The following is a 22,859-nucleotide window of genomic DNA, read 5'->3' as shown; positions in this document are numbered from 1 at the left end:
ATTGCTATGCAATTTGAAGTTTCACATCGGCAGCTTTGGCAAAGCAATTGGATCGACTGTCAGACGACATGACAACGCCGCTTTCAGCCCCATGCCCGGATCTGTGAAACGAGTGGTCGCTTCACCTTCCGCCACGCCAAGGCGCGGCGAAGAAGACGGCCGCTTGCCTCAGGCAGTCGAAATCGGCAAGCAACTGTTTTTCTAAATGAGAAGCGTTTTATACCGTTGCTGCGATCCTTTCATTAAGGAGGCATCTTCACTTTGATTCGCGTGTTATCACCAATTAACTTTGACGTTTCTAGTTCGTTTTCGCTTCCGGCCAGCGAACAACAAATCTTAGATGCTCTCGTCTCCTCGCCTCGATTATACACATACCCGAATGAGCGGCAGCTTCGATTCGAGATCGCCTTGCGCGACCGCATTGTTCGGACGGCGGTTGAGTTGGCGAAAAGCCGGGCGCGGTTTGCCATTTTCCGTTTTTCGCGCTGCAACAGCGACTTTTGGGTGCGGGACGAGCGCGGCGGCTTTCGTCTTCGCCCAGATGTCACGGCTTCCGAAGCGATCAAGGACATTTTTGTCCATAGCGAGCAATACGCGTTTGAATGCGCGACCGCGATCGTCATCGTGTTTTACAAGGCCGTGCTTGACGTAATCGATCCAGCGTCGTTCAACCGGTTGTTTGCGGATTTGTTGCTGTATGATTGGCATACCGACCGAGATCTTGGCATTCAAACAAAAAAAGATGAACACTTTCTCCCTGGAGATTGCCTCTATTTTAAAAACCCGGAATTCGATCCGTTAACGCCGCAATGGCAAGGAGAAAATGCCATTTACTTAGGCGATGGCTTGTTTTACGGGCATGGCATCGGCATTCAAACAAAGGAGGGCATCATCGCTGCACTCAATCGAAAACGAAAGCAGGGGGCAACGAAGTCTGCTTACTTGCTTTCTACTATCACGCAAGTCGATTTCGTTTATCTGTCCCAATTCGCCCGCGGCTTCGATGAATTCCGTCTGCCGATCTGCCGCCCGCCCTTTATCGTCGGAACGCTAGGGTCCGCTACGTTCTTGCACCGTTAGCGGGCCTTTTTCATTTTTCTCCCACAAATACAGAGCGATTCCTGTTAAAATAAAAATACCGCCAATCCATTGAAACGGACGGATCGGTTCGCCAAACAGCCAGTAGGCCAAGGCGGAAGCGCCGATCGGTTCAAATAAAATCGCCATCGACACGGTTGAAGCGCTGACCCATTTGACCGCCCAGTTCATCACCGAATGGCCGAGCAACGTTGGAATGACGGCGAGAGCGAGAAAACAAAGCCCATCTGTCAGCTGATATGCCGTCAGTGAAAGGCGAAACAGCATCACGTACAGCCACAGCACCGCCGCGCTGATGCCATAGACGATATAGGTATATGTCATCAATGACAACCGTTGGCGCACCTCTTGACCGAACAGCCAATACGCCGTGACAAACGCGCATGCCAACAACGCCAATCCATCGCCGTACAGCGCTTCTCCGCTGACGCGGAAGTCTCCCCAGCTGATGAGGATGCTGCCGATAATGGCCAACACCGCGCTCCCGACCGCGCCGAGGGTCAACCGTTCGCGGAAAAACAACGCGCCGCCTGCGAAGGCAAACAGCGGCTGCAGCGTCACAAGCACGACCGAACTGGCGACGGATGTATAGTCGAGCGATTCAAACCAAAGGATAAAATGAAAGGCAAGCAAAACCCCAGAACAAAGCGAAAACAGCCAATCGCGCCGGGAGATGCCTCGGAGTTCACTTCGATGCCGGAGGAACAACGGCGTCATGATGGCCACAGCCAAAAAAAGCCGATAAAAGGCGATCACCGCGGATGGCGCCTGTGACCATTTGACGAAAATGGCCGATGTTGACACGGCAAGCGCGCCGATGAATAGAGCGGCATACGCCTTTGCTGGGCTTGGCGGCTTCATTCGTTTTCCTCCCCTTGTCTCGTCAAGCGCAGTCCCTGGCCGCCGTTTTCACGCCGGGCGAAAACAGGCGTCATCGGGCGTTTTCTTTCATTATACCATGAACGAGGTGAGAAACGATGATGTTTGATCCGTTCCTCAAACTAGGGATTTCCGCCATTCTCGGGCTGATCATTGGGCTGGAACGGGAATTGAAGCGAAAACCGGTCGGTTTGAAGACATGCCTTGTCATTTCGATTTCCAGCTGCTTATTGACGATCGTTTCGATCGAATCGGCGTACGTCTTCCCGCTTAAAGACCATATTACAATGGATCCACTTCGACTGGCGGCGCAAATTGTGTCCGGGGTCGGTTTTTTAGGAGCAGGCGTCATTTTGCGCCGCGGTAACGACAGCATCACTGGGCTGACGACCGCCGCAATCATTTGGGGGGCGGCAGGGATTGGAGTAGCGGTCGGCGCAGGTTTCTATTGGGAATCGGCGTTCGGCGTTGCCCTGCTCATTGTCAGTGTGGAACTCATTCCGTTTTTGATCAATTTTTTTGGGCCGAAGCAACTGCGCGAAAAAGAGGTGCTGTTGCAAATCACCGTAGCGGACGCCAAAAATATTACAAAGGTCATCGACCATTTAAAACAACAGGACATCAACATTAAAACGATGCGCATCAAAGATGTGGAAGAAAATGAACATTTATTGAAATTAAGAGCCGTCATTGACCAAAAGCGCTCGACCGCCGAACTTTACTACGCCATCCGCTCCATTGACGATGTCGTGCATGTTGATATTGAAAGCGGATGATGAAAAAAGGATTGCAATTGTCCGCATCGATATATATAATGGGACATGGACAGATCATCCATATCCTTTTTGGGGCATTAGCTCAGTTGGGAGAGCGTCGTGCTGGCAGCGCGAAGGTCACCGGTTCGAGCCCGGTATGCTCCATTCACACAACCCTTGCGCAGCAAGGGTTTTTATTTTCGTTTTGGGAGATGGCGATGCGCTATCCCTCCGAATCTCCCTCGAATGCCGGGGATTGAACAAATTCCTAAAAGATGTCTCCCGCGTCTAAACGTGAAGGGGCGCTGGCACCAGTGAAAAGCCTGACTGAACCGCAAACCGTGGGGCACACGGGGATCGCTCGATTCACTTCCCGTCATGAGATGGGGCCGCTCGGGCTCTTCCGCCCATCGGCTTCATCCGTCCGGGTTGGTTTTGTATTTTTTCAGACGTTCCTCCAACTCACGGCGCGCCTGCTTGATGTCAAAGTCGTCGTCTACCGGTTGGCTGTAGTCCATCGTCAGCCAATCGGGCACGATCACAGTGCGGATCAGTTTCCACATCGTTCTGCCGCCGTCGGCTGAAGATGGAGCTGATCGCCGCTTCAGCCGCTGTTTTCGAAATGCCAACCGCGCCGTGTGCACTTCGTCTTTTTTGATGAACTTTATCGTGAACGAATGCAAATCGCCTAACAGCGCGATAACAGTCATATTATTTTTTTTGCTGAAAACGGCAAAAACCGGCATAACATGCGCGATCGTGTGCTGAAACCCATCCATTGCGGACATCCGGTTCGTGTTCAAGAGGAAGAAATGTTTTTCGAGTGGAGGGATCGTTTTTGAAACGAATGGGCATATGCTTGTTTTGTTTTCTGTTGATGTTCCCGATTTCCGCTTTTGCCCACCCTGGCAAGCTTGATGAGTTGGGCGGGCACTTCCGCGGCAGCGACTGCGTGTATTTGCTTCATGAGCCGACTGCGCTGGCAAAGCAGGCGAAAACGAAACAAGAGCTTGTCCAGCTTATTCAAACATACAACGGCAATGAACGATGCAAGCGGCATCTCACCCCAGAGCGAATCGACCTGGACGGCCATATGCTGGGGAAGAAAGAAGATCGTTCTGCGTTGCGCCTTGGCCGCACCTACCCGGCTGAATTGGTCGAGTGCATCGACGGCGATACGGCGAAATTCCGCGTCAACGGCCATGTATACACGACGAGGTTTTTGTTCATTGATACGCCGGAGAGCACGATCCAAGTCGAACCGTATGGGAAAGAAGCAAGCCGGTTTACATGTTCCCGCTTACATCAAGGGAACATTTTGCTTGAGACCGATGGAGACGCGCTGTTTGACAAATACCAGCGGCTGCTCGCCTGGGTGTGGGTCGGCAAGCGCCTGCTGCAAGAAGATCTTGCCAAAGCCGGGCTGGTAGAGGATTTTTACGATTACGGCACATACAAATACGAAGCACGTGTCCGCAAGGCATACGAGGAGGCGAAACGAACCGGAGCGGGCATGTACGGCAAGCACTCCGCTGGAGAGAGGGAACGGGCAGGGACAGAAACGCGGCCGCAGACCGGAGAAAAGACGCCCAAGACCCATCACCCGCCGGCTTTGGAGAACAAAACGCCGCACGAACGATCCGGCCGCCCGGTTCTTTATACACTGCTTGGCCTAGCGGCGGCCGCCGCGCTCTATTGGCTCATCCGCCGGTTGACATGATCAACGCGCCTAGAAGGCGGTGAGGGAATGAACATTTCGACTTGACAAGCGCTTTTCAATATAAAATCTGTTTTTTCACTGGTTGAAAACGACGGATTTGGCATAAATGACTGTTTTTCAACGCTCTTCTAGAAAGCTGGTGAAAAACGGTTGCTTCTCTTGAGCAATGGGGGAGCGTGTGAAAGGCGATACCGATGCGACAGAGCTTTTTCTATTTGAGAAACGAGGTCGGTAAGCGGCCTGCCCCCTTAAATCACCAGCCTTCTAGGAGGCTGGTGATTTAATCATGGATACGGCTTTACAATTTTATTTCTCAATTAGAAAAACCTTGTTACATCGGTCCTGCTTTTCGCTCATTCTCCCATTGATGAAAGAAATCAGCGGTTTTTCACCAGCCTTCTAGAACGCCGGCGAGGGAACGAATATCGGGCTTCGCAGCAGTGTTTTTCAAATGCATAAACCTTACAGCGCCGCATGTTCATCCCTTTAGCTTTCTCACGAACGGATCGAGGGAATCCGTTGGGTTTCACCGGCCTTCTGGCGAAAAGAAAGAGCCTGTCCCCATCGGGCAGGCCTTTTCTTCGACGTTTTCACCTCGTTTTCTTTCTCCCTCATTGCCTCGGCAATAGCTCTTCAATGCCGTCCGGGCCGCTTTCCATCCGCGCCGGCGACTCGCCGAGCCGGCGAAATCCGTATTTCTCAAGGTGCATGATTTGTTCGTCGGTCAAATCGGTGTACGCGACGACAGACGGCGTACCCGATGACTTGTAAATCAAATTGCCGGTCACCGGGCATTGAAACGCATCAGCGACAAATCCTTCCCCATCTTGAATCGTAAACAGCCGAATCGGCATGACGTTCATCTCGTTCCCTCTTTCCTTGGCATTGTCATGATTATCCGTGCCCCATCTGGCGCCATTCTATACAAGCCGTTTGCCGACAATGACCAAGTCCCGTTCTACACCGTCCAATTCCGCCACGCGCGGAAAATATCCCCACCGTTCAAATCCGAAGCGGGCAAAAAGCCGCAAGCTCGGTTCATTATGAGCAAAAATAAAGCCAAGCAGCGTCTTGATCCCAAGCGACGGCGCTTGATCGACCGCCCGCTCGAGCAGCTTCGTTCCAAGCCCCCGGCCGCGATGCGTTTCCGCAATATAAATGCTCACTTCGGCCGTATGGCGGTACGCCGGGCGGCCGTAAAACGACTGAAAGCTGAGCCAGGCGCAAACGCGGCCCTCATCTTCGACGACCCAAAGCGGCCGGGTATATGGGTCATGGGCCTCAAACCACACCCGCCGGCTTTCGACCGACACCGGCTCCAAGTCCGCCGTCACCATCCGGCTTGGGATCGTTTCATTATAGATGCGGACGATGTGCGGCAAGTCTTCCATCGTCGCATCGCGGACCAACAATGATTCCATCCTCATCCCCACCTTTTCTCGATAAGCATTTCATTTCCAAAAACGAAAGAAGCAGGAGTATAATCATAACATATGTACTGGCAAAGAAAGGGGAAAGAGATGAAACGCCAGTTTGTGGTGTATCTTGTGTCGCTCGCCGCGTTTCTCGGCCCGTTTACGCAAACGATTTACACTCCTATTTTACCAGAAGTGCGAGAGGCGTTTGCGACTTCTTCGTTTCTCATCAACCTCACGATTTCGATTTTCACCTTTTTCCTGGCGATGATGCAAATGGTCTACGGGCCGCTCACTGACCGGCAAGGGCGGCGCACGGTGCTGCTTTGCGGCATTGGCATCTACACCGCCGCCTCGCTCGGCTGCTTTTTCTCGGCATCCATTTACGCACTTCTGTTTTTCCGCGCTTTGCAAGCCGTCGGCATCGCGGCCGGATCGGTGGTCGCCGCTACGGTCATCGGCGACTTGTTCACCGGCAAAGAACGTGGGCGAGCAATGGGGACGTTTCAAATGATGGTTTCGCTTGGTCCCGTTGTCGGACCGATAGTCGGCGGGTTTTTGGCGGAACATGTTCCATTCCACGCCGTCTTTTTGGCGCTCGTTGTCGTGGGCGGCTTGGTCGGCATCGGCAACTTTCTGTTTTTGAAAGAAACGAAACCGAAGGAAGCAGCGGCCTCCGCCCCGTTCCGCCTCGCAGATTTTGCGGCGGTGCTCCGCCACCGCGCTGGGCGGTCGATCGTTCTGCTTGGCTTTATCCAATATTACTCGTTGTATAATTTTCTCGTCTTTTTGCCCGGCATCTTGACGGATCGGTACGGCCTGTCGGCGCAAGGAAAAGGGACGGTGTATTTGGCGATGTCGTCCATGATCGTCATCGGCAGCTTCCTCGGCGGGCGCCTTCAAGGGCGCTTCCCAGAGCGGCGCATTCTATTGGCGACATCGCACTTGACCGTGCTGTCCATTTTCTTTTTCTTAGTCGTGGACCAACGCTCGCTTTCGCTGCTTGTTGCGGCCATCGCCTTGTTCGGACTGTTTTTAGGCCTTTCGCTCCCAGTGCAGACGACCGTACTGACGAACGTCTTTCAGGCAAACCGCTCGACTGCCATCGGGGTGTACAACTTTTTCCGCTATATGGGAATGGCATTCGGACCGATGGTCGGCAGCGCGCTGTTTGCTGCTGGGGGATATCCGCTCGTCTATGGAATCGATGGCGTCTTCTTTTTCGCCTGCGCCTTGCTGTTGATAGTGCACGCCGCCCAGGCGCACAACCAATCGGCCGTCTGACAAAAAGAAGCCGCTTGCCCGACACTTCGTTCGGCAAGCGGCGGATTCCTCCGTCTTTCGTTCCGTCACCGTTTCATCCGATGTCTAACGACAACGTGGCATCCTGCATCGACTTTCTCCATTGTCGTTTGAAAAGCCGTTTTGTTCACGAAACAGACGGCGAACGACAACTGTTTTCTTGCGGACCACATGGACGCCTCATGCTGGAAAACGCCTCTGCTCGCCCCAATCACGCGCCGGAAACGCCAGAAGACCCTGCACTATCGGCCAAGTGTCCTTTTTTCACTCCCGCTCTTCCGTCAATTCCGAAACCGGCACGTCCCGGCGCTCACGGAGCCGGCCGTCGCGCAAATGGACGGTCGCCGTCTGCTTTTCCTCATCATACCCGTCAATCCAGACCGACACGCCGTTGTAATATACCGGAATATCGGCAGGGGAAGAAACAATTTGTTTGACACGGTTCATATCCATGGCCACTGTCCCCTTTCTGTGATGTTCTGTTTCCTAGTATGGGAAAAAACAGGAATGTTTATGCAAAAACGGCGAACACTAAAAAAAGACAAAAGCAAAAGAGGGGTGGACGATGAAACCAAGGAACGTGCTGTTATCGTATTGGCGCTGGCCGCCCGTGTTTCGTCTGTTTGTCTCGGCAAGCGCATTGATCATGCTGTTTGGCGCGCTCATGCGCTTCATTGAACCAGAGACGTTCCGCACGATGTTCGACGGCGTGTGGTGGGCGATCGTGACGGCGGCGACGATCGGCTATGGCGACATCGTCCCGAAAACGATCGCTGGAAAACTCGCTGCCATGGTACTCATCGCTCTTGGCACCGGCATTCTCACCGCTTATTTCGCTTCCGTCTCGGCCGCGGCCGCCGCCCGGGAAGCCGCCTTTACAAGCGGCCAACTCCCGTATACAGAGCGCGGCCATGCCGTAATCGTCGGCTGGAACGAGCGGGCGCGCGAGGTGCTGCTCCGCCTTGCGCGGCACGACGCCTCCATGCGCTTCGTTCTCATCGACGCCACCGTTCCATCCCACCCGCTTCCGAACGTTCCGGTTCATTTTGTTAAAGGATGGGCAAGCGACGATGCAGTGTTGGAGAAGGCCAATATTCAAGAAGCGCGGTTTTTGCTCATCACCGCCGATCCGCACAAAGCAGAAGCGGAAGCGGATAAAGATACGATTGTGACGCTGCTGGCCGCCAAAAGCCTCAACCCGTCGGTGCACGCCATCGTGGAAATCCTGACCAGCCGAAACGTGCAAAACGCCTTGCGCGCTGGGGCGGATGAGGTGATTCAGACGAATTTGCTGGCGAGTTTTGCCATGGCCGCCAGCCTTCGTTCACCGGGCGCCGCCAGCGTGTGGGAGACGGCGCTTCACCGCCTGGGCGGACAGACGCTGCGCCTTCTCGAGCCAGACGAACAGCAAATCGGCCAGCCATTCGTCGCCGTTCAACAGCAGCTGCTTAAGCAAAACGTGACGCTGCTTGGCGTCATCCAAGGGGATCACGGAGCGATTTCCGTTGCACCGGACCGTCCTATTCAACCAAGCGACCGCCTGTTTGTGCTTGTCCCTTAATCGAGCAGGCGGCGCTCCAACTCTTGAACAAGCGCCTTCCCGACGGAAATATACCGTTCGGGAACGGTCGCATCCGGGTCTTGCGGTTCGGCAAACTGGTTGAACGAGGCGCTGATGTTGCCGACATCGGCGAAATCATCGATGCCCCGTTGGTATTTATGCGCGAGCAAAAACGGCCGTCCAATCTCCACCGTCGTGCCGTGCGAATCAAGCTGCCCGTCGACCGCCCGAAACGGCACACGCAAAAACTGGTATCCTACATCATCGGCGATTTTGTAGTCGAAATAGCCGTGATCGTAGTCCCACCCGCCTCCGATCGCATATCCCATTGGTTTTAATTGCTCTTCCAAATGGTACAGCTGAAATTGTTTCCCTTCCAAACGCGATGGAATTTCAATCATGCACAATCCCTCCTCTCTTTTATCGTTTCCCGTTTGGCAAGGATTATTTGCCCACGGCAGCTTCAAACGCTTGGTGAAAAACGTCCGGGCGTTGTGCGGCCGAACGATTGACCGCGCTTCCTGCATAACAAAGCGCCCCTTCCCCCGCAAAAGGGAAGAGGCGCTTTTTCCGTCGTTCCGTCCGCCGTTTTGGGCGCGGCCCGGCATGACGAACAGCGGTGAAACACGTTGTCATTTCAGCCGTTTCTCCAGTTCTTCCTTCAGCTGCTCATAGCCTGGCTTGCCCAAAAGGGCGAACATGTTCTTTTTGTATGCTTCCACTCCCGGTTGGTCAAATGGATTCACCCCGAGCAAGTAGCCGCTCATGGCGCACGCTTTTTCAAAGAAGTAGACGAGGTAGCCAAACGTGTATTCATCGAGCTTCGGCAAGGTGATGACCAAGTTCGGCACACCGCCGTCCGTATGGGCGAGCAGTGTCCCTTCGAACGCTTTCGTGTTCACGAAATCAACCGTTTTTCCCGCCAAATAGTTCAGCCCGTCGAGGTCGTTTTCTTCGGCCTCAATGATCAGCTCATGGCGCGGCTCCTCGAGTTTCAACACCGTTTCAAACAAATCGCGCCGACCTTCTTGAATGTATTGGCCGAGCGAATGCAAATCGGTCGAGAAATCGGCGGAAGCCGGATAAATGCCTTTTTGGTCTTTCCCTTCGCTTTCGCCAAACAGCTGCTTCCACCATTCGGCGAAATAGTGCAACGCCGGTTCATAGTTGACGAGCAGCTCGATCGTTTTCCCTTTGTTGTACAAAATGTTGCGGATAGCCGCGTATTGGTAAGCGGCGTTTTCCTCAAGCTCCGAGGAGCTGAAATCGTCGCGCGCTTTGGCCGCGCCTTCCATCATGGCGTCGATGTCCGCACCGCTTGCGGCAATCGGCAGCAGCCCAACCGCCGTCAACACGGAATAGCGGCCGCCGATGTCATCCGGAATGACAAACGTTTCATATCCTTCCTCATTGGCCAGCGTCCGAAGCGCCCCGCGCTTGCTGTCGGTCGTGGCGTAAATGCGGCGGCGCGCTTCCTCTTTGCCGTATTTGTCCTCAAGCAGCTTGCGGAAAATACGGAAGGCGATCGCCGGTTCGGTCGTCGTCCCCGATTTGGAAATGACGTTGATCGAGAAATCTTTCCCGTCGAGAAAATCGATAACGTCTTTCATATACGTCGAGCTGATGTTGTTGCCGACAAAAATGATTTGCGGCGTTTGCCGCTTCTCTTTCGGCAAGGCGTTGTAAAACGAATGGTGCAGCATCTCGATCGCGGCGCGCGCGCCAAGGTACGAGCCGCCGATGCCGATGACAAGCAGGACATCGGAGTCCGATTGAATGTTTTTCGCTGCTTGTTTGATGCGGGCGAATTCGTCTTTGTCATAGTCGACCGGCCAGTCGAGCCACCCTAAAAAGTCGCTCCCGACGCCGGTTTTTTCATGGAGCGAATGGTGCGCGACTTTCACGGCATCACGCAAGTAGGTCAGTTCGTGTTCGCCAAAAAAGGCAAGCGCTTTGGAATAATCAAACCGAATATGGGTCATCCATTCCCGCCTCCCCTTCAATGTTCATTGCCTTCTTTCACTTTAGCCGAACGGACAAGGGAAATCAAGCGGCGCTCCTCCTTGGAAACGGATTCAGTTTTGACAATTTTCGCCGCGCCGGTGCCCTTTAGGCGCGCAAACTCCTACACCTCCATCCATCCCACGATGGGGCGCTCCTCTCGCGCCCGAGCAGCCGGCTCGGCCTATGCGAAAAGCGCCGGCTCGAGACGGGTGCAACCGCCAAGCCGGCGCCCTGATCCATCATCAGCCTCACTACCGCGTCGCCCCGTTACAGGGAGGCGCGCAAAATCGCGAGCACATCATCGCGGTTCAACGTTTTGAAACGGCCGAATTCGCCAAACGCCATCGCTTTATCGGCCATGAGCTCCAAATTCTCATCACCGATGCCGTAATCCGCCAAACGCGACGGCGCCCCAAGGCTCGACCAGAACGCGCGCAGCCGCTCGATGCCTTCAAGCGCCACATCGCGTTCCGTTTTGCCGGCCGGATCGACATCAAAGACGCGCACCGCGAGCTGGGCAAAACGGCTGACATTTTCATCGAGCACATGCTTCATCCAATTCGGGAACAAAATCGCCAAGCCCCCGGCATGCGGAATGTCGTACACCGCCGAAACCGCGTGTTCAATGTTATGCGTCGCCCAGTCGCCGCGCACGCCCATTTGCAAGAAGCCGTTTAAGGCGATCGTGCCCGAGTACATGATCGTTTCGCGCAGCTCGTAGTTTTCCAAATCGTTGATCAGCTTCGGCGCCGTTTCGATCACGGTTTTCAACACCGCTTCGCACATCCGGTCTTGAAGCGGCGTGTTCGGCGTATGGTGGAAATATTGCTCAAACACATGGGACATCATATCGACAATGCCGTAAACCGTATGGTCTTTCGGAACGGTCATCGTATATGTCGGATCCAAAATGGAAAATTGGGGGAACGTAAACGGGCTGCCCCAGCCGTATTTTTCTTTCGTCTCCCAGTTCGTGATCACTGAGCCGGAATTCATCTCCGACCCGGTCGCCGCCAGCGTAAGCACGGTGCCAAACGGCAGGGCGCCGGTGACCGCCGCTTTTTTCGTGATAAAGTCCCACGGATCGCCATCAAATTTCGCGCCGGCGGCAATCGCTTTTGTGCAATCGATGACGCTGCCGCCGCCAACGGCGAGCAAAAACTCAATCCCTTCTCGGCGGCAAATGTCCACCCCTTTTCTTACGGTCGAGACGCGCGGGTTTGGCTCCACCCCCGGCAGTTCGACGACGTCAGCGCCAATCTCCCCCAACATCTTCATGACTTCCTCATACAGTCCGTTTCGTTTGATGCTGCCGCCGCCATAGACAAGCAGCACTTTCCGGCCATAGCGCGGCACCTCTTCTTTGAGCCGTTCGAGTTGCCCTTTTCCGAAAATGAGTTTCGTCGGATTGCGAAAGATAAACTCTTGCATATGGACGCCCTCCTTTTCTGAATCTATTATGGCGGCGTCTGCCACCAGTTGTAAAGCCACCTGCTTGAACGGCAAACGATGCATATTTTTCACAACTGCGATTCATCCTAATAAGTGAATAAAAGAAATTTTCCAAAGGAGGCAAACAAGATGGGAGCATTGCAACGCATTGCACTGTTGTTGACGATTATTGGCGCGATTAACTGGGGACTGATTGGATTCTTTCAATTTGATCTAGTCGCTGCCATTTTCGGCGGGCAGGATTCCATTTGGTCCCGCATTATTTACAGCTTGGTCGGCATCGCCGGCTTGATCAACCTAGCGCTTTTATTTAAACCGGCCGAAGAACTTGGGCGCACCGAGCCAAAGACATCGCGCACATAATGAAACACAAAGGGACACGCACCGCTTGGCGGTGGGTGTCTTCTTTTTGCGCCTCTCCCGGCCCAAAAGCGTCATGGACTCTCGCCGCTTGGCGGCAGGGTTCTTATGGTTTCGGTCCATCTTCTTTCTTGGACTGCTCAATCCACTCGCGCAGCTTTTCCTTCAATGGGCGAAACCCCGCTCCAAGCGGCATTTTCATGCGCATATGACGCGTTTCCTTTTCCCCGGCGGGTTCAAGCGCCTTTAGAGACAGGCTCGCCCGCCTTGCCTTTCGGTCGACATCCAACACCTTGACCGTCACCTCATCGCCGACATGGACGTAGTCGCGCACGTCTTTCACAAATTGATGGGAAATTTCAGAAATATGGATCAGCCCTTGCATGCCGTCCTCAAGCTGGACGAACGCGCCATACGGCTGGATGCCTGTCACCTTCCCTTTCACGATCGCTCCTCGTTTGATCGTAGACAAGCGAAACACTCCTATTGATGAATTTCGTCTATGTTTTTGTATTATAACATAGACCGACAGCAAAACCCAAAAAAAGACGTCCCGCCAACGGCGGAACATCTCCAGTTACAGGCGCGCCAAAAACCGTTTCATTCGCTTAATGGCTTCTTGCAGCTGTTCGAGCGACGAAGCGTATGAACAGCGGATATAGCCTTCCCCGCTTGGACCGAAGACACTGCCGGGGACGACCGCTACTTTTTCTTCGATGAGCAGCCGCTCGGCAAACTGCTCCGACGTCAAACCGGTCGGCTTGATGGATGGAAAAGCGTAAAACGCGCCGCCCGGCAAATGGCACGGCAGCCCGATTTCATTGAGCGACGCGACGAAATAGTTGCGCCGACGCCGGTAGCTGCTGCGCATCTCGGCGACATCGCGCTCCCCGCTGCGAAGCGCCTCAAGCGCCCCATATTGCGCCATCGTCGGCGCGCACATCATGGCATATTGATGGATTTTCAGCATGGCCTGCAAAATGTCTTCCGGCGCCGCGGCAAACCCGAGCCGCCACCCGGTCATCGCAAACCCTTTGGAAAAGCCGGAAATCAAAATCGTCCGTCCGCGCATGCCCGAAACGGCGGCCATGCTCGTATACTCCCCTTCATACGTCAGCTCGGCGTAAATTTCATCGGCAATGACGAGCAAGTCGTGCGCCTCAGCCACACGGGCGAGCGCTTCAAGCTCCTTGCGGCTGAGCACCGTTCCGGTCGGGTTGTTCGGCGAGCAGATGATGACCGCCTTCGTCCGTTCGGTGACCGCCTGCTCCAACTGCATTGGATGAAGCTGAAACTGATCGGCGCCCGATGTCTGCACCGCCACCGGCTTTCCGCCGGCGAGCACAACAAGCGGCTCGTAGGCGACAAAACTTGGTTCGACGATGATCACTTCATCGCCCGGGTTGAGGACCGCTCTGAGCGCCAAGTCGATGGCCTGGCTCGCCCCAACCGTCACTAAAATTTCTGTCTCCGGACAGTAGTCGACATGAAACTTGCGGCGCAAATAGGCGGCGATTTCCTGGCGGAGCTCCAAAAGCCCGGCGTTTGGGGTGTAGGACGTATAGCCTTGCTCGAGCGACAAAATGCTCGCTTCGCGAATGCTCCAGGACGTGACAAAATCCGGCTCGCCGACGCCAAGCGAAATGACGCCGTCCATGCTGGAGGCAAGATCGAAAAAGCGGCGGATGCCGGATGGCTTCAAGCCTGCAACCGTTTCTGACACGTACGTTTTTCTCGTTTGCGGTTTCATGGCGACACCACGATGCGGCGATCTTGATCTCCTTGGTCAAAGACGATGCCGTCGTGTTTGTATTTTTTCAAGATGAAATGGGTCGTCGTCGAAATGACGGAATCGAGCGTGGACAGTTTTTCCGATACAAACTGGGCGATTTCCGCCATCGAACGTCCTTCGATCACGACCGATAAGTCGTAGGCACCGGACATTAAGTACACCGATTTCACTTCCGGGAATCGGTAAATGCGCTCCGCCACCTCATCAAAGCCGACGCCGCGCTTCGGGGTCACCTTGACGTCGATCATCGCCGTCACCCCTTCGCGTCCGTCCGCCTTCCGCCAGTCAATGAGCGCCGTATATTGCACGATCACTTTCGCCTCTTCCAGCTTTCGAACCAATGCTTCCGTTTCCTCGACCGGCAAATCGATCATCTTCGCCAGCACATCGATCGGCGTTCGCGCGTCTTTTTCCAATATTTCGATAATTTCCAGCTCTTTTTCGCTCAATTTCACGCACCATCCCTCCATTCAATCGGTCGGTTTCGCCAAGCCGGCCGCCTGCCGTCATCACGGAAGCGGACAGGACGCCGCTTGCTTTACTTCAAGCAACCGGCGGGCGAGTTTGAAACAGTCGGAAAAAGGAATCAGCTCGTCAAAGGCGAATTCATATATCGACTGAATGCGTGCGGCCAACGTGCGGGCGTCTTCCGTCTCATACACCGCTTGGAGCACATCGACCGCTTCGACATCGTAGGCGTCTTTGCCAAGGCCAAACGGATCCCAGGCGCCGATCCATTCAAGAAGAAGCCGGTTCAGCTGTTGTCCGTCCATGAAGCTGGCACCTACCTTCTTTCTTGATGTATGATATACCCCATTATAAGCCATTGATTCGAAAAAAAGAAGGGAGAAGATGCAACAATGTTTCCATTTGACCGCGTCATCGACCGCCGGGGCACACTGTCGGTGAAATGGGACGACGTTCATCGCGTGTTCGGCCGCGGCGACGTCTGGCCGATGTGGGTCGCCGATATGGATTTTCCCGCGCTGAAAGAAGTGCAAGAAGCGCTGCGGCAACGGGTGGAGCACGGCGTGTTCGGCTACACCGTCATTCCCGATTCGTTGAAGGAGGCAGTCTGCCATTGGCTGGAAAACCGCCACCAGTGGACGATCGACCCGTCTTGGCTCGTCTTTGCCCACGGCGTCGTGCCGGCGGTCGCCGCCGCCATCGAAGCGTTTTCCGAACGGGGAGACGGCATCGTCGTCTTTTCCCCGGTCTACCGGCCGCTGTTTGATCTCGTCCGCCGCCATGACCGCATGCTTCTGTTCAGTCCGCTGCGCCTTGAGGAAGACTACTACGTGATCGACTGGGACGACTTGGAAGAGAAGCTGTCCAGCGCGAAGCTTCTCATCCTTTGCCATCCGCACAACCCAGGGGGCAAATCATGGACAAAAGAAGAACTCGAACGGCTCGGGGAATTGTGCCTCAAGCACGGCGTCTTCATCCTGTCTGACGAAATCCACGCCGATTTGACATTCCCGCCAGCCTCACACACGCCGTTTGCCTCGCTCTGCCCGGAGCTGGCCGCGCAAAGCGCCACGTTCCGCGCACCGACGAAAACGTTCAACCTCGCCGGCTTGCAGGCGGCGGAAGTCATCATTCCCAACGAATCGCGGCGCCGGGCGTTCCGCCGCGTCCAGCAGCGGCACGGCTTTTTTACACTGAACACGTTCGCCATCGCTGGGGCGGAAGCGGCCTACCGCCACGGCGGGCCGTGGTTGGATGCCTTGCTCGATTACTTGCGGCAAAACATTGACACGACAGTTGCCTATTTGGCGGAACACTTGCCGCTGCTTCGCCCGGTCCGGCCACAGGCGACGTATCTTGTCTGGATCGACTGCCGCGGCCTTGGCCTTCCCGAGGCGGAGCTGAAGAAGCGTCTTTTGGAAAAAGGAAAACTCGCCGTCGAGTTCGGCAGCAAATTCGGCCAGGAAGGAGCCGGCTTCATCCGCTTGAATATCGCCTGCCCGCGCCCGACGCTCGAGGAAGGACTGCGGCGGCTGGCGACGTCGCTGCGCTAACATCGAAGAGAGCCCTTGAGCCCTTGCACCAAAAAGCGCGGCCAAGCGGATGGTGAAAGAGAAAAGAAGCAGCGCCAGGCCCGTTGCTCCGTTTCGCCATCCGGATGAACGCAGGAAGCCCAACGATCATTCCGTGCCGTTTTCTGTTTCGCCGACCATGTGAAGCAGAAGCCGTGCATCCGCCGCTTTCCCCCTTCGTCACGTGAAGCGCTGCCCCAACAATGCGAAACAGGGGCCCGCACGCGAGCCCCTGTTTCATGACGGCTTGATTTCCCCGCAAGCGATCCGCCCGCCGGCGTCTCCCGCCGGCTGGGTCATGCCGTCGTCTTTCTTGGCGTGAATGACAATCGACGTTCCGTCTTTTGTGAGCAACGAGCCTTTCTCTCCTTCTTTCAGCGTCACGTGGGGCGCCATCAGCTCGACGTTGACCGTGCCGTCATCGTTCACAATAATATTCGGCAAATCGCCGGCATGCGCTCCTTCCGGGTGGAGAAGACCGTGCTTTTTCCCATCCGGATTGTAATGACCGCCGGCCGACTGAAAATCAGGCGGTTTGCAACTGCCGTTTTCATGGATGTGAATGGCATGCTCCCCCGGTGGGAGGCCTTCTAGGTCAAGCTTCAGCCGCACCCCTTCCGCCTGTTCGGTCAACTCGATCGTGCCGATCGAATCGCCGTCCGCATTGATCATCTCCACCTTCCGGCTCGTCGCATCCTCTTGGCCGCAGCCGGACAGCACGAGCGCCGCCGCGAACACCACACCGTACGTTTTTCGCAATACGAACCCCCTCCAGCATCACTTGTTATCCGCCAGTATTGCCGGAGGGGGGCTCGTTTATACTTCGGGCGGCTCCTTCCGTTCCTCTCGTTTTCCAAGCAGCTGTTCTTCGAGCCGCTTCGCTTCCCTTTCCTGCCGCCGGGAGATGACGATGATGAGCCGCATCGTGAACACCGCCATCAAGAAAAAGACGGCAAACGAAATTGCCGCGGGGATGTATTCACGTTTGTCTTCCGGGAAGTATAAAAACAAATTCAACACCAATGGCCACATGGCGAAAACAACCTTTCTGCCGCAAAATTGTCCATTTCCATTATAGCACAAAAAAGCCGCTGCCAACGCAGCCGGCTATAGAGCGAATTTTTTCCGCAGCTGGGTGAAATCGACCCGTTCCCCGATTGTCGGCGGTTTCGTTTTCGCCAAATATTTTTTATCGTTTTCCACCAGGCGGAAAATCGTGTAGGCCGTAAACGCGTCATCGAGCGCACAATGGGCTTTTCCGACTCCTTCGTTTCCGTACTCCTGCACCGCCTTGCGCAGGGCGGTTTGATTTTTGTTGCCGAAAAACCGTTTGTATTCCATCGCCAAATCACGGTGCTCGCCCGTGAAGGGGAATTCCACTTGCGCCGATTGGCAGTTTTCCCGGAGCACTTTCATGTCCATGCCCCCCCACGTGATGACGGTCGTCGGGCGCTCGCGGTCATATTGCCGAAGCAAAGAAACCAACTCATAAAAACTCATGCCGCGGTCGATTTGTTCTTGGGTGATGTTGAGAAACGACTTGCACCGATCGGTGAGCTGCGGAAAGCGGAGCGGCTTCACATAGGAAGAAAATTGGCCGATGATCTGATCGTCCACGACCGCGACAAGGCCGACTTCAATGATTTCTGGGCAAAACCCGGCCGGGTTCGTTTTCGTTTCCGGCATCGTAAATTCGAAATCGAGGAACAAATATTGCGGACTGTCCATTTTTCTCCCTCCTTTCCGGATGCGGCTTCGATCCGTCCTTACTATTATTATATCATGCGGGAGCAGTTGTTTATTTCTTTTTTCAGAAAATGGCGAAAAAGAGGCGAATGACGGAGGAAGCGACGGGCGCTTTGCAGAAAGAGAAAGAGGCGTTCGGGAGCGGGCCGCCCTTGCTGTTTTTTTCTTTCCGCGTCTATGATATGATGAATGAAAGGGGGCTGAGGTGATGAAAAATGTCGTCATCCATCAAATTGTCACGTTGATTTTCACCGAAGACCAACTGCGGGCATACTGGCAAAAGCAGGAATCATCCGTTCCGTTTGAGGACTTGACGGACGCGCAATATATGAAACTGGCCGAAGACATGCTCGCCCACTCCTCGCACAGCCAGCTTGAGCAGCATTTGATCGGCCGCGGGTGGCGTACAAAAGAAGAGACCGAGGGGAAAGTGATCACCGAAGATGAATCGCGCGAAACGATCCATGTGGAAATCATCGATACCGATGCACCGGCTGAACCGTCGCGGCCAATGCTGATGGATCGGATGCGTGAAATCGCCTGCCCGCATTGCTCCTTTGCCTTTTATGTGCACAACGCCACCAGCCAGCGCTGCGACTGGACATGCCCGGCGTGCGGGAGCCGTTTTCACAGCTTGACGCCGTAACTGGAAGGGAGGAGAGCCGATGGACCATTCTGCCGCACACGTGTCAAACGTTCCGTATTATTTTGCCATTGCCGTTTTCTTGGTTACATACGCCATCATTATCTCGGAAAAAATCCACCGCGCCGTCATCGCCCTGCTCGGCGCCGCGCTCATGGTCATTTTTGGCATCGTCGATACGGAGAAGGCGTTCACCCATCACATTGAATGGGGGACGATCACGTTATTGATCGGGATGATGATCTTAGTCGGCATCACAAGCAAATCTGGTTTTTTTCAATACATGGCCATTAAAGCGGCCAAGCTTGCCAAAGGCAGCCCGGTCCGCATTTTAGTGATGCTTTCGCTGTTGACGGGACTGCTGTCGGCGTTTTTGGACAACGTCACCACCGTCCTGCTCGTCGTGCCGGTGACGTTTTCGATTACGCGGATGCTTCACGTCAACCCGGTGCCGTACTTAATCTCCGAAGTGCTGTTGTCGAACATCGGCGGCACGGCGACCTTGATCGGCGACCCGCCGAACATTATGATCGGTTCGGCGAACAAGCATCTCGATTTCAACGCCTTTTTGTTCAACCTAACACCGATCGTCGTGTTGATCGCCATCGTCACGGTCGCGCTGCTCGCGTTCGTTTACCGCAAGCAGCTGCAAACCGATCCAGCGTTGATTCAAAAGCTGATGGAACTTCGCGATGCCGACTACATTCAAGATGCGAAGCTGATGCGCAAATCGGTCGCCGTGCTCGGTCTGACGATCCTTGGCTTTATCCTGCATTCCGCCATTCATGTCGATGCGGCGGTCATCGCCTTGGCTGGAGCGGTCGTGCTTATGCTCATCGCCGTGCCGGAGCATGAAATCGAGGACGTTTTTCATTCCATCGAATGGGGGACGATTTTCTTTTTCGCCGGCCTGTTCGTCTTGGTCGGCGGGCTCGTGGACATCGGCCTCATTAAAGCGCTGGCGGAAAAAACGCTCGATGTCACCGGCGGCGATATTTCCACGGCCGCCTATTTCATCCTTTGGCTGTCCGGCATCGCTTCAGCGACGATCGATAATATTCCGTTTGTGGCGACGATGATCCCGCTCATTCAAGATATGGCTGTCGGCATGGGCTTATCCCCGGACTCCCCGCAGATCGACGTGCTTTGGTGGGCCTTGTCACTCGGCGCCTGCCTCGGCGGAAACGGAACGCTCATCGGCGCCTCAGCCAACGTCATTGTCGCCGGCATCGCTTCGCGCGAAGGGCATGGATTTACGTACATGGACTTTTTGAAAATCGGGGCGCCGCTCACGCTCATTGCCTTGCTTTTGTCGCACGGCTATTTGTGGCTGCGCTATTTATAACAAACGGAAGGAGCGAAATCGAAATGATGATTTCGCTCCTTTTTTGATGTTCGCACATATCGTAATATCGATTCCATTTTTGGAAAGGAGGCTCAAGCGGCCATGTTCGCTTATTTCCCGCGGATGCCGGCCGGCCCGTATCCACCGATCGACCCAGCGCTCTTTTCCCAGTCTGCCGCCACGGCGCAGACGCTGATGAACGATGCCGCCGCTGTTTTAAAAAAACTGGCCGAATCGCGCTCGTTTGCCGCCTCGGTCATGTCGGCCGCCCAAGAAGGAAAAACGGATGAAGTGAAGCGCCTGATCCGTTCGCTTGGCATCCGCTCGCAAACCGAGGTGTATTTCAATCCCGACGGCATCCGCCTGACGCTCTCGCCGCCGCCCGGCGCGTTCCCGTGCTGCCAGCTTGTTGTCGGCTTGCGCTGGAATGTGTTTCCGCCCTTTAGCGGGTAAACCTTCCCCCAATGAGTGGCAATGACTTCTTCACCAACACGGCGAGCGATGGCCATCTTTTTTCTCGCCATCGCCCGTCGTTCGTCCTCTCTTAGACACCCATACTTTCGTCCATCCGCGCTCCCGCCTTCACGCATTGCCGTTTTCATCCATGGGCTGCCGTTCGCCAATTTCGGCCGGAGTGCGCAAATCGTAGCCATCATCATTTTTGCTCGTATGGATGATGTCTTCGTTCGCTCCGATTTTGCTCGCCCGCTTCAGCTCCTCATCCGGCACAAACCGCTCCATCGCGATCCCCCTTTCGTTTCTTGCGTCCTTGTCGGCTTTGATTCGTTTTTCGCGACAGCTTAGAGGGGCAGTGATTTCGTACAAAATACTGCTATTCCATCGGTTTCTCAGTTAGAGAAGCCTGGCGAAATCAGCCTTCTTTTTTGGCGAAATGCCGCTGATTTGCTCGTGGCAGCCGTTTTTCACCGGCCTTTTCGGGCAGCCCTTTTGCTTAGCATGCCCCGCCGCTCATCCCATCATTCCCGGAAAAAGAGGATTGACAGCCTAGCGGTTGTTCGGTACGATTTTGTTAACGAACAAAAAAAGGGGGTTTACATATGAGCGAACAACGCACTTTGCTTCGACCGATTGACATGACGCTCGCCGCCATGTTCGTCGCCTTGATGGCGATCGGGGCGAACATTACGTCATGGGCGCCGTTTCTTGTCGTTGGTGGTGTTCCCATTACACTGCAAACGTTTTTTTGTGTGCTCGCCGGTGCCGTATTAGGGCGGCGGCTCGGGGCGGTGGCGATGATCGTCTACATGCTCGTCGGCCTCGCGGGCGTTCCAGTGTTTGCGAAATTCAGCGGCGGATTGTTAATGATTTTCCAACCGACGTTTGGCTTCATTCTTTCGTTTATCGTTGCCGCTTATGCGACCGGATGGGTCATCAACCGCAGCCCGCAGCCGGCATCCGCCGCCCGCTTTGTCACCGCGGCGCTCATCGGCATGGTCATCAACTATGTCATCGGCACGAACTGGATGTACATGGCTTACAAACTATGGGCGGAAGCGCCGGCAGGACTTTCATACGGAATGGTGTGGAGTTGGATGCTCGCACCGTTGCCAAAAGACATTCTCCTGTCGATCGTCGCTGGCCTGATCGCTCCAAAGCTTTGCCGGGCGATTCAACGCTCCTCAGCAGCCGGCCGCCCGGCCGCCTAAATGCGAAAGCGCGCCTGTTGATCAAAACAGGCGCGCTTTTTGTTTGGAAACCCTCGATCATGGATTAGAAGAATAAACGAAGGATCTGGTACACAAACCCAGCAATCAACGCTGACACTGGCAAGGTGATGATCCATGTCAGCACAATGCGGCGAGCGACGCCCCATTTGACGCCTTTCACCCGTTGGGCGGCGCCGACCCCCATGATGGCCGAGGAAATGACGTGCGTCGTGCTGACCGGCAAGTGGAACATCGTCGCTGAAAGAATAACGAGTGCGGACGACAAATCAGCCGCCGCTCCGTTGATCGGACGAATTTTCATAATTTTTCCGCCGACCGTTTTAATGATCTTCCACCCACCAACAGCCGTTCCCAATCCCATGGCCAAGGCGGCAGAAATGCGCACCCATTCAGGAATGTCAGTCGTCGCGTGGTATCCTCCGGCGATTAACGCCATCGTAATGATCCCCATCGCTTTTTGAGCGTCGTTTGTTCCATGCGTATACGCCTGAAACGCCGCCGTCACAATTTGAAACATCCGAAAGCCCCTCGTCGTGCTGTATAAGTTGGCGTTTTTAAAGATAAAACGAAAAATGCTCATAATGATAAAGCCGACCCCTAACGCCAAAAAAGGGGAAAGAATGAGTGATTGTAAAATTTTCAAAAACCCGCCATAATTCAAAATCCCAACCCCAGCCGCGGAAATCGCCGCCCCGGCGACCGAACCGATGATCGCGTGCGAAGAGCTGCTCGGAATGCCGTAATACCACGTGATCAAGTTCCAGGCAATGGCTGATGTCAACGCCGCTAAAATAATAAGCGGCCCATTTTCTAGCGCAAATGGATCGACGATGTCTTTCGTAATCGTTTTCGCGACGCCGGTAAAGGTGAGCGCGCCGATAAAGTTCATCGTCGCCGCCAACACAATCGCTTGACGCGGCGTAAGCGCCCTTGTCGACACCGACGTGGCAATGGCGTTGGCCGTATCATGAAAACCGTTGATAAAGTCAAACGCCAATGCAAAAATGACGATGCATATCGTTAAAATCAGGATCGTATCCATAAAAACAACGTCCCCTTT

At 54.7% G+C, this 22,859-nt stretch carries 27 protein-coding genes, 1 tRNA gene and 1 pseudogene; 12 read left to right on the top strand and 17 right to left on the bottom strand.

Annotated elements, in window-relative coordinates:
• Positions 1–261: 261 nt before the first annotated feature.
• Positions 262–1,080, top strand: coding sequence for a protein-glutamine gamma-glutamyltransferase (locus N685_RS0108205; protein WP_031407462.1), 819 nt, complete (start codon positions 262–264; stop codon positions 1,078–1,080).
• Here N685_RS0108205 and N685_RS0108200 read toward each other — a convergent pair.
• Positions 1,051–1,959 (bottom strand): DMT family transporter, encoded by a 909-nt coding sequence (locus tag N685_RS0108200; protein WP_031407460.1) that lies wholly within the window; start codon positions 1,957–1,959, stop codon positions 1,051–1,053. The genes N685_RS0108205 and N685_RS0108200 overlap by 30 nt on opposite strands.
• Before the next feature lie 116 nt (positions 1,960–2,075).
• On the opposite strand from N685_RS0108200, the gene N685_RS0108195 reads away from it, so the two are divergent.
• Both N685_RS0108195 and N685_RS0108190 read left to right on the top strand, forming a co-directional pair.
• Positions 2,076–2,753, top strand: a complete 678-nt coding sequence (locus tag N685_RS0108195; RefSeq protein WP_031407458.1) for an MgtC/SapB family protein — start codon at positions 2,076–2,078, stop codon at positions 2,751–2,753.
• Between the two features lie 71 nt (positions 2,754–2,824).
• A tRNA-Ala gene (locus N685_RS0108190) sits at positions 2,825–2,897 on the top strand.
• Positions 2,898–3,148: 251 nt separating this feature from the next.
• Here the strand turns inward: N685_RS0108190 and N685_RS19540 are convergent.
• Positions 3,149–3,382, bottom strand: a pseudogene (locus tag N685_RS19540) (DNA replication protein DnaD); the annotation flags it as partial.
• A gap of 188 nt (positions 3,383–3,570) precedes the next feature.
• On the opposite strand from N685_RS19540, the gene N685_RS0108180 reads away from it, so the two are divergent.
• Entirely contained in the window at positions 3,571–4,452 is an 882-nt protein-coding gene (locus tag N685_RS0108180; RefSeq protein WP_031407455.1) for a thermonuclease family protein, read from the top strand.
• 611 nt (positions 4,453–5,063) lie between these two features.
• On the opposite strand, the gene N685_RS0108175 is transcribed toward N685_RS0108180, so the two are convergent.
• Together N685_RS0108175 and N685_RS0108170 are read right to left on the bottom strand one after the other, a co-directional pair.
• A complete protein-coding gene (locus N685_RS0108175) occupies positions 5,064–5,315 on the bottom strand; it encodes a hypothetical protein (RefSeq protein ID WP_031407452.1) in 252 nt (83 codons plus the stop codon).
• A 57-nt stretch (positions 5,316–5,372) separates the two neighbouring features.
• Entirely contained in the window at positions 5,373–5,873 is a 501-nt protein-coding gene (locus N685_RS0108170) for a GNAT family N-acetyltransferase (protein WP_031407451.1), read from the bottom strand.
• A gap of 99 nt (positions 5,874–5,972) precedes the next feature.
• On the opposite strand from N685_RS0108170, the gene N685_RS0108165 reads away from it, so the two are divergent.
• The gene (locus N685_RS0108165; RefSeq protein WP_031407449.1) at positions 5,973–7,151 is read left to right on the top strand and encodes an MFS transporter; all 1,179 of its coding nucleotides are present in this window, start codon (positions 5,973–5,975) and stop codon (positions 7,149–7,151) included.
• A gap of 282 nt (positions 7,152–7,433) precedes the next feature.
• Here the strand turns inward: N685_RS0108165 and N685_RS0108160 are convergent, their stop codons facing one another.
• On the bottom strand, positions 7,434–7,622 hold the full coding sequence (locus N685_RS0108160) for an H-type small acid-soluble spore protein (protein WP_031407447.1): 189 nt from the start codon (positions 7,620–7,622) through the stop codon (positions 7,434–7,436).
• Between the two features lie 112 nt (positions 7,623–7,734).
• On the opposite strand from N685_RS0108160, the gene N685_RS0108155 reads away from it, so the two are divergent.
• Entirely contained in the window at positions 7,735–8,730 is a 996-nt protein-coding gene (locus N685_RS0108155) for a potassium channel family protein (RefSeq protein ID WP_031407444.1), read from the top strand.
• Here the strand turns inward: N685_RS0108155 and N685_RS0108150 are convergent.
• From N685_RS0108150 to N685_RS0108135, 3 genes are all read right to left on the bottom strand, one after another.
• On the bottom strand, positions 8,727–9,131 hold the full coding sequence (locus N685_RS0108150; RefSeq protein ID WP_031407442.1) for a YugN-like family protein: 405 nt from the start codon (positions 9,129–9,131) through the stop codon (positions 8,727–8,729). The two genes, N685_RS0108155 and N685_RS0108150, sit on opposite strands and share 4 nt — an antisense overlap.
• Positions 9,132–9,362: 231 nt before the next feature.
• Complete coding sequence (locus tag N685_RS0108140; RefSeq protein ID WP_031407439.1) at positions 9,363–10,712, bottom strand: glucose-6-phosphate isomerase; 1,350 nt, start codon at positions 10,710–10,712, stop codon at positions 9,363–9,365.
• A gap of 289 nt (positions 10,713–11,001) precedes the next feature.
• Positions 11,002–12,165 (bottom strand): iron-containing alcohol dehydrogenase, encoded by a 1,164-nt coding sequence (locus N685_RS0108135; RefSeq protein ID WP_031407437.1) that lies wholly within the window; start codon positions 12,163–12,165, stop codon positions 11,002–11,004.
• A 150-nt stretch (positions 12,166–12,315) separates the two neighbouring features.
• On the opposite strand from N685_RS0108135, the gene N685_RS0108130 reads away from it, so the two are divergent.
• Positions 12,316–12,549, top strand: a complete 234-nt coding sequence (locus tag N685_RS0108130) for a DUF378 domain-containing protein (protein WP_031407435.1) — start codon at positions 12,316–12,318, stop codon at positions 12,547–12,549.
• Between the two features lie 103 nt (positions 12,550–12,652).
• Here the strand turns inward: N685_RS0108130 and yugI are convergent, their stop codons facing one another.
• From yugI to N685_RS0108110, 4 genes are all read right to left on the bottom strand, one after another.
• Positions 12,653–13,018, bottom strand: a complete 366-nt coding sequence (gene yugI / locus N685_RS0108125) for a S1 domain-containing post-transcriptional regulator GSP13 (RefSeq protein WP_031407433.1) — start codon at positions 13,016–13,018, stop codon at positions 12,653–12,655.
• A 105-nt stretch (positions 13,019–13,123) separates the two neighbouring features.
• A complete protein-coding gene (locus N685_RS0108120; protein ID WP_031407431.1) occupies positions 13,124–14,296 on the bottom strand; it encodes an aminotransferase in 1,173 nt (390 codons plus the stop codon).
• On the bottom strand, positions 14,293–14,793 hold the full coding sequence (locus N685_RS0108115) for an Lrp/AsnC family transcriptional regulator (RefSeq protein ID WP_015375711.1): 501 nt from the start codon (positions 14,791–14,793) through the stop codon (positions 14,293–14,295). The genes N685_RS0108120 and N685_RS0108115 overlap by 4 nt, the downstream gene beginning before the upstream one ends.
• A 54-nt stretch (positions 14,794–14,847) precedes the next feature.
• Positions 14,848–15,111 (bottom strand): DUF1871 family protein, encoded by a 264-nt coding sequence (locus N685_RS0108110; RefSeq protein ID WP_031407429.1) that lies wholly within the window; start codon positions 15,109–15,111, stop codon positions 14,848–14,850.
• Positions 15,112–15,198: 87 nt separating this feature from the next.
• Here N685_RS0108110 and N685_RS0108105 point away from each other — a divergent pair, with 87 nt between their 5' ends.
• Positions 15,199–16,359: a MalY/PatB family protein gene (locus N685_RS0108105; protein WP_031407427.1), complete on the top strand. Its 1,161-nt coding sequence runs from the start codon at positions 15,199–15,201 to the stop codon at positions 16,357–16,359.
• Between the two features lie 255 nt (positions 16,360–16,614).
• Here the strand turns inward: N685_RS0108105 and N685_RS0108100 are convergent, their stop codons facing one another.
• The 3 genes from N685_RS0108100 to kapD all read right to left on the bottom strand — a co-directional run bounded on the left by N685_RS0108100 (position 16,615) and on the right by kapD (position 18,105).
• Positions 16,615–17,136 (bottom strand): superoxide dismutase family protein, encoded by a 522-nt coding sequence (locus N685_RS0108100; RefSeq protein WP_031407425.1) that lies wholly within the window; start codon positions 17,134–17,136, stop codon positions 16,615–16,617.
• A 57-nt stretch (positions 17,137–17,193) separates the two neighbouring features.
• The gene (locus N685_RS0108095) at positions 17,194–17,409 is read right to left on the bottom strand and encodes a hypothetical protein (RefSeq protein WP_031407423.1); all 216 of its coding nucleotides are present in this window, start codon (positions 17,407–17,409) and stop codon (positions 17,194–17,196) included.
• A gap of 75 nt (positions 17,410–17,484) precedes the next feature.
• Positions 17,485–18,105 carry a 3'-5' exonuclease KapD gene (gene kapD / locus N685_RS0108090; protein WP_031407421.1) on the bottom strand — a complete coding sequence of 207 codons (621 nt, stop codon included), beginning with the start codon at positions 18,103–18,105 and terminating at the stop codon, positions 17,485–17,487.
• A 226-nt stretch (positions 18,106–18,331) separates the two neighbouring features.
• Between kapD and N685_RS0108080 the strand changes: the two genes are divergently transcribed.
• The 3 genes from N685_RS0108080 to N685_RS0108070 all read left to right on the top strand — a co-directional run bounded on the left by N685_RS0108080 (position 18,332) and on the right by N685_RS0108070 (position 20,564).
• Positions 18,332–18,769, top strand: a complete 438-nt coding sequence (locus N685_RS0108080; RefSeq protein ID WP_031407419.1) for a hypothetical protein — start codon at positions 18,332–18,334, stop codon at positions 18,767–18,769.
• Between the two features lie 19 nt (positions 18,770–18,788).
• Complete coding sequence (locus N685_RS0108075) at positions 18,789–20,111, top strand: ArsB/NhaD family transporter (protein ID WP_031407417.1); 1,323 nt, start codon at positions 18,789–18,791, stop codon at positions 20,109–20,111.
• A 102-nt stretch (positions 20,112–20,213) separates the two neighbouring features.
• Positions 20,214–20,564: a hypothetical protein gene (locus N685_RS0108070; RefSeq protein WP_031407415.1), complete on the top strand. Its 351-nt coding sequence runs from the start codon at positions 20,214–20,216 to the stop codon at positions 20,562–20,564.
• A 129-nt stretch (positions 20,565–20,693) separates the two neighbouring features.
• On the opposite strand, the gene N685_RS19775 is transcribed toward N685_RS0108070, so the two are convergent.
• Entirely contained in the window at positions 20,694–20,852 is a 159-nt protein-coding gene (locus N685_RS19775; RefSeq protein ID WP_167332996.1) for a hypothetical protein, read from the bottom strand.
• Positions 20,853–21,169: 317 nt separating this feature from the next.
• On the opposite strand from N685_RS19775, the gene N685_RS0108060 reads away from it, so the two are divergent.
• Positions 21,170–21,778 carry a biotin transporter BioY gene (locus N685_RS0108060; protein ID WP_031407412.1) on the top strand — a complete coding sequence of 203 codons (609 nt, stop codon included), beginning with the start codon at positions 21,170–21,172 and terminating at the stop codon, positions 21,776–21,778.
• Positions 21,779–21,842: 64 nt separating this feature from the next.
• Here N685_RS0108060 and N685_RS0108055 read toward each other — a convergent pair whose 3' ends face one another.
• Positions 21,843–22,841 (bottom strand): inorganic phosphate transporter, encoded by a 999-nt coding sequence (locus N685_RS0108055; protein WP_031407410.1) that lies wholly within the window; start codon positions 22,839–22,841, stop codon positions 21,843–21,845.
• Positions 22,842–22,859: the final 18 nt, after the last annotated feature.

Source organism: Geobacillus vulcani PSS1, assembly GCF_000733845.1.
Taxonomy (GTDB): Bacteria; Bacillota; Bacilli; order Bacillales; family Anoxybacillaceae; genus Geobacillus; species Geobacillus vulcani.
This window is presented reverse-complemented; position numbering and strand designations above follow the sequence as displayed.